Origin of the sequence: Photobacterium sp. OFAV2-7, from assembly GCF_022347985.1 — a bacterium.
Lineage (GTDB): Bacteria > Pseudomonadota > Gammaproteobacteria > Enterobacterales > Vibrionaceae > Photobacterium.
Genome location: NZ_JAKRFQ010000254.1, coordinates 1 through 5,981 on the forward strand (window position 1 = coordinate 1; position 5,981 = coordinate 5,981).

The 5,981-nt window shown below is 41.9% G+C and carries 4 protein-coding genes and 1 pseudogene; all 5 read left to right on the forward strand.

Annotation, left to right across the window (positions count from 1 at the left end; translation table 11 throughout):
- Positions 1 to 208, forward strand: a pseudogene (locus tag MHN01_RS13775) (aminoglycoside phosphotransferase); the annotation flags it as partial.
- Positions 189 to 1,580, forward strand: a complete 1,392-nt coding sequence (locus tag MHN01_RS13780) for an MATE family efflux transporter (RefSeq protein ID WP_239411870.1) — start codon at positions 189 to 191, stop codon at positions 1,578 to 1,580. The pseudogene MHN01_RS13775 and the gene MHN01_RS13780, both read left to right, overlap by 20 nt.
- Positions 1,581 to 1,731: 151 nt before the next feature.
- Positions 1,732 to 2,736 carry an AbrB family transcriptional regulator gene (locus MHN01_RS13785; RefSeq protein WP_239411871.1) on the forward strand — a complete coding sequence of 335 codons (1,005 nt, stop codon included), beginning with the start codon at positions 1,732 to 1,734 and terminating at the stop codon, positions 2,734 to 2,736.
- Between the two features lie 616 nt (positions 2,737 to 3,352).
- Complete coding sequence (locus tag MHN01_RS13790) at positions 3,353 to 4,939, forward strand: aminotransferase class I/II-fold pyridoxal phosphate-dependent enzyme (RefSeq protein WP_239411872.1); 1,587 nt, start codon at positions 3,353 to 3,355, stop codon at positions 4,937 to 4,939.
- Between the two features lie 164 nt (positions 4,940 to 5,103).
- A partial coding sequence (locus MHN01_RS13795; protein ID WP_239411873.1) for a glycosyltransferase occupies positions 5,104 to 5,981 on the forward strand: 878 nt, incomplete at its 3' end.

Genomic DNA, 5,981 nt, shown 5'->3' on the forward strand with positions numbered 1-5,981 from the left:
GTTAACCACGGAAGAGCTGTCGTATATATATCTGTTTGTTGACGCTGTACCTCTTTATATCGTTCGGTTTTTCGAACTGACGAATAGCGAAGAAGAATGCTTGGAGCATATCGAATGGTTTGAGTGGGAGCTTTCTCGTCTGGAAAAAGATAAGCAAGTGCTTCAAACAGTCATCAAGAGAGTATTGAATGATCTTGATTCAAAATAGTTTACGATTTGTGAGGCCGAGCCTGGCACGTCCTATCGTTAAATTGGCACTGCCGATTATGATTCAGGGTGTGCTTTTTACTTTGATGGGTTTTGTCGACTCATTAATGATTGGCCAATTAGGTGAAGGTGCCATTTCAGGACTGGGGAATTCAAGTCAGTTGTTATCTTTTAGCTTCCTGCTGTTTGCTGCGTTATCGACGGGGGGAAGCATTCTGGTTTCACAATACTCAGGTGCAGGTCAGCCGCAAAAGTTAGTACATGTCGCACAGAGTATGGTGGCAACGGGTTGGCTGTGTGGGATTGTGCTGGGGGCTACCTTTTATTTCTACGCTGAAGAATTGATAGCAATATTAACGACCGATATATTCAAATCTCGTGGTGATTGGTCGGCTGTACCTGGCATAGCTGGTAGCTACATGCGAATAGTTGCTTTCGCCGTTCCTTGTATGTTGCTCTCGCAAATGATATCTGCGGTATTCAACGCGTCAGGCAATACAAAAACACCGGTTAAGATAGCGATATTTTTCAATGTGGTGAACTTTGTAGGCAACTATATTCTTATTTTTGGCCTTCCTGTCCCTGGTATTGCGGAGTCACTATTTACGCCGCTGGGGCTTCGAGGGGCCGCTTTTGCAACGCTTATTGCCAGTGTTGGGCAGAGTATAACTCTACTGATCTGCTTATTACGTCAATTCAAAATCAAGAACTTGCTAATGCCAGAGTGGCACTATCTTAGACAAATCGTAGAGCTTGGTTACCCGAACACTATTGATGGTTTTTACTGGCAGGGGGCGCGTGTCTTTTATACGGTACTGATGAATTCAGTCGGTGCGATTGCTTATGCGGGATATGCAATTATCCGGACGTTCAAAAGTCTTTTCATGTTACCTGTTGGCGGCCTGCAGCAAGCTACGGCGATTCATATAGGAAAATTGCTTGGGGCCGGGAAGTTTCGTCAGGCCCAGGCAAGTGCTAACAGTGCAATTATGGTTGGTTTGTTGATAATGACGGTTCCTGTCTTGTTATTAATCCTATTTGCTAACCCTTTATTGAGCTTGTATAAAATTCAGGAACAGACACGTGAATTGGCTTATATCTGCATCTGGATTCTCGCATTTTCACTTTATTTTACTTCCATTAACTCGGTAATACCTGGGCTCTTAAGGGCCGGAGGAGATGCTAAGTCAGTCATGAACATTACGCTTCTTAGTTTCGCTATAGTAGGAGCTCCCGCGAGTTATGTTCTTGGTATATGGTGTGATTGGGGTCTGATCGGTGCTTTTGTTGGAATCTGTTTGGAAGAAGTATTTAAGGCTGGGCTATTTATCCGTCGAATGAGGGCAGGGTTTTGGTTGAAGAGCTTAGTCTGATGATAACTAAGTTGGTTACACTTTGAATGAATCTAGCCGATAGATCGAGCAGGCTTGGATATAGGTAAATACAGTTAATGCTTCAAGATGGATTGGGGGTCTGAAATATGGCATAAATGGCATCACATTTGTTGGCGTTTATGGAGTTAGCTTGGTATTTATTACAGTTTCTGTCGCACTAGTCGGATCGATTGCCGCAACATTATTAAATATTCCACTTGGGGCAATGTTTGGTGCAATGGTTGCTGTGATAATCGCGGGGAAACTCGGGCTGTCGATGTCATTATCAGCACACACCATTACTTTTGTTCAATTGATTTTAGGTATGGTTGTTGGGTTGATGGTCCCCATTGAGGCGATTTATAGCGGATTCCCGATATCACTCTTACTTGGTCTTGTAAGCTGTATGCTTGGCCAAGTAGCTATTTGTTATTATTGGCTATATAAGCGAGAAGGTTGGTCTAAAACCGATAGTCTGTTGGGCTCATTGCCGGGAGCGATGGCAGCGGTACTAGCATTGAATGAAACCCAGGATGTGCCTTCTGCTAGAGTTGTTTTTACACATACAGTTAGGCTAGTTTGCTTAACGGTTTTATCTGGCTTAATCGTGTCTGGGAGTATTGATTCAACGCCGCCAGAAATGGCGGGTAGCGAGTCACCAATGCTAATTGCCATAATTCTAGTTGCCTGGATAGCTGGCGTCGTTTTCGAAAAAATAGGTTTTCCTGCACCCTATATGGTTACTGGAATGGTGGTGACTATAACTCTTGTGGCATTAATACCTTCTGAAATCTATGCTATGCCTCAAGTCATGATATTCATAGCAACTTCTGCTTTAGGTGCATTAATTGGTGTGCGTTTGACAGGGGTAAGTTGCAGAGATTTTTTTCTAAACATCAAGTCAGGCATTATTGCTACCGCACTTAGTTTGTTAGTTACTATCTTTTTTGCAATTAGCTTTAGTTATGTGCTTGATAAGAGTGTGCTTGTGCTGATTATGTCTTGGGTTCCAGGTAGTATCGAGGCGATGACTATCGCGGCTATATATTTGGGGCTTGAACCTGCATTGATAATGATGAGCCATGTCATTCGCCTACTACTACTTCACTGTTTACCTGTCGCGCATAACTTATTGAATCGAATGCCTAAGAACTGATATTTAACAGTTGAAATTACATAGAGAGGCTGTGATCGTAGCTAAGAAAACTGAAACCCTAAGTGCCAATGAGGATAAATAACTAAGGAGTTACTATATTTGTAATGATTAATGATGCGCACGTTTGAAAAATCATATTTGTTGTTTCACCATAAGGTGCATCAATATGAATGCTAAATGTAATTAGTGTTGTGATTTGTTTGGTGTTAGTTATCACAAAATTTAAATTGTATCCCATCTTATTAAAACTCCCACTCTAATATCAAAATATGCATCGAGTTTCTTTCATTGTAATCTGTTTCTTTTTGTTGCTTGAACTGCTTCGCAAAAGTAAATTGTTCGATTTATTGTTTAATGTTACGCCTGTATGCTTTTGCCTATGGTTATTGATGTGATTCGCAACAGTGATAATAACCGCAATAAATTGGTTGCTATAAACATATGTTTTCCTGAGCTTAATGGTTAAATATCTGGCTTTTGTAGAGAAACACACGTCCTATTATTACTTATCACAGTAAGGTTTTACTGGGTTAAGTGATGCTCCAATTTAGCGAGGCTATCTATTTAGGTGAGTCACTACAGATTATATTGTTCCGAATAAGTAGAGTGGCAAAAAATGGAGAAGTTAGACCAACGTGAGACACCAATATTTAGTAGCTTAAAAGATGAATATGCGGCAAGAAATATGGTTCCGTTTCATGTGCCCGGTCACAAGCAAGGGCGCGGGATAGATAAAGATTTTTATGAGTTTATTGGTCCTAATCTATTCAAAATAGATGTCACTATATTTGAGATGGTTGATGGCCTTCATCATCCTAAGAGTCATATTAAAAAAGCACTTGCACTGACTGCTGAAACATTTGGTGCGAAAGAAAGCTTTTTCACGGTAAATGGTACCTCTGGTGGAATTCAGGCAATGATCTTATCTGCTGTTAAACCGGGAGAGAAAATACTGGTTCCTCGAAATATTCATATTTCCGTGAGCTCTGGAATTATTTTAAGTGGCGCTATTCCTGTTTACATGCAACCTGAAATAGATCCAGATAACGGGATTGTTCATGGTGTCTCGCCTTCAACCGTTGAACATGCTCTATCTCAGCATCCCGATGCCAAAGCTGTTTTGGTCATTAATCCGACTTACTATGGTACCGCAACCGATCTTGTTTCTGTTGCCGAACTCGTGCATCGCCATAATATACCGTTGCTGGTAGATGAAGCCCATGGACCGCATTTGTACTTTTCTGATCAGCTACCTATTTCGGCAATGGAGGCTGGAGCCGATGCCTGTACCCAGAGTACCCATAAGTTATTAGGGGCGTTGACACAGGGCTCTATACTGCACGTTCAGGGCGAGAGGATTAAGGGAAGCAGAGTCAGGCAAGTTCTTAGCATGTTACAAACGACCTCGCCATCCTACCCACTGTTGGCGTCGCTGGATGTTGCCAGGAAACAAGTTGCTCTAGAGGGAAAAGAGTTGGTGACTCAGGCTATCAGAAATGCAAGGTGGCTTCGACAAGCCATCAATGCCATAGAAGGGATGCATTGCTTTGGCGAAGAGGTGTTAGATTATCAGGGGGTGTTTGCGTTTGATCCAACCAAGATAACCGTAAGTGCAAGGGCGTTAGGACTTACCGGTTTCCAGCTAGAGAAAATATTAACCTCTGAATTTGATATCCAAGTTGAATTGTCAGACTTCTACAATGTTCTTTTCATTACCAGTTATGCGGACAGCAAAGATGACCTTATGGTGGTGTTACTAGCACTAGGTGTTATTTCAAAAGAGTATATCCGAAAAATAAATAACGCGACGATACCTGTTGTTAATTATCCAACTAATACACCGAGAATGCTGGATAATCCCAGGGAGGCGTTTTTTGCACCTAAAACTAGGTGTTTGTTAAGTGAGGCTGTGGGCAAAAAATGTGGTGAATCAATTATGGTTTATCCTCCGGGTATTCCTGTTTTGTATCCGGGAGAAGAAATTACGGGCGAAATAATCCGTTATATCGACACGCTGAAATTAACCAATGTTTCAGTACAAGGATTAGAAGACTCAAGCCTTGAGTATATCAATATCATAGAAGACAAGGTTAGCTCCTCAAATATCTTCAGAGCTCCCTCGGTACATGATTATTATGACGAGGTGGAGCCTAGTCAATGCAGTACGGAAATGTTTGAACCCGACATCATGAAAACTGGTTAATTCATTATTTAATCAGTCAGTTAACTGGCATAGCTTCATGGCTGCCAATTCATACTACCAGAAGAAGCAACAAAGATGGATGGTTTGACTTAACACCGTTTTGCGTTTTTTGGTGCGTGCCGGATTTAAATATCACGAATGACCTCAAGATAACGAGATAAGATATGGAAATTAGAAACTTAGATGTAGAGACGATAGAAAGTAATATTCTTCACGGCGAATATGAGAAAAAAATAAATACGCTTAAACTGGATTTTCTTAAGTTTCAGCAATCCATAAAGGAAAATAATCAAGACTCGGATGAGCAACAAAAGCATTTTCATTTGCAATTAGAAGCAATGAGGGAATGGATTAGTCGTAGCAGCGAAAAGTTAGATATTTCACGCTGCTCCTCACTGTTCGCAGTGCCAACTCAGCAGCTGGGTGACGATGAAAAGCTTATTCATCGGGTCTGGATGGGAGGCAGCCTGCCCGAACCAACAAAAAGTGCGATGCTTCAATGGGATGCCGCCATTCAGGCGGTTAACGATAGTGCTTATAAGAGCATTCTCTGGGTCTGGGATGAGGACCAACTTCGTAATGACCCACATTATGTCTCGACGGGAGGGACCGGGGAGTTCACTCTAGGTCAGTATCGATTTGGTAAACATGTTTCCCATGTAAATTCATTGAAAATGCTGGCCTTGGCAAAGGCTAAAGACTACTTCAGTGCTGTTAACTTGCTTCATGACAAGGGCTATTACGCAACATTATCGGACTATTTCAGATTTATGATTGTGATTGAGTTCGGCGGTATGTATATGGATAGTGACACGATTCCCTATAAGCCGGCTGCACTGTTCCTTGCCAAGCCTGAAGTTCCAGACTATAGCCATTACGTCCAAAATGATGCCGGTGAGTGGCAAGGCCATCATCTTGACTGGATGAATCTGTTTTTGGATGAAACCGGGTTGATTGTCGCCAGAAAGAACAACCAGTCACTGCGCAGTATTCTCGATAAACTGCATGAGCAGTACATGCGTTTGCCTCAGGATATGCCATA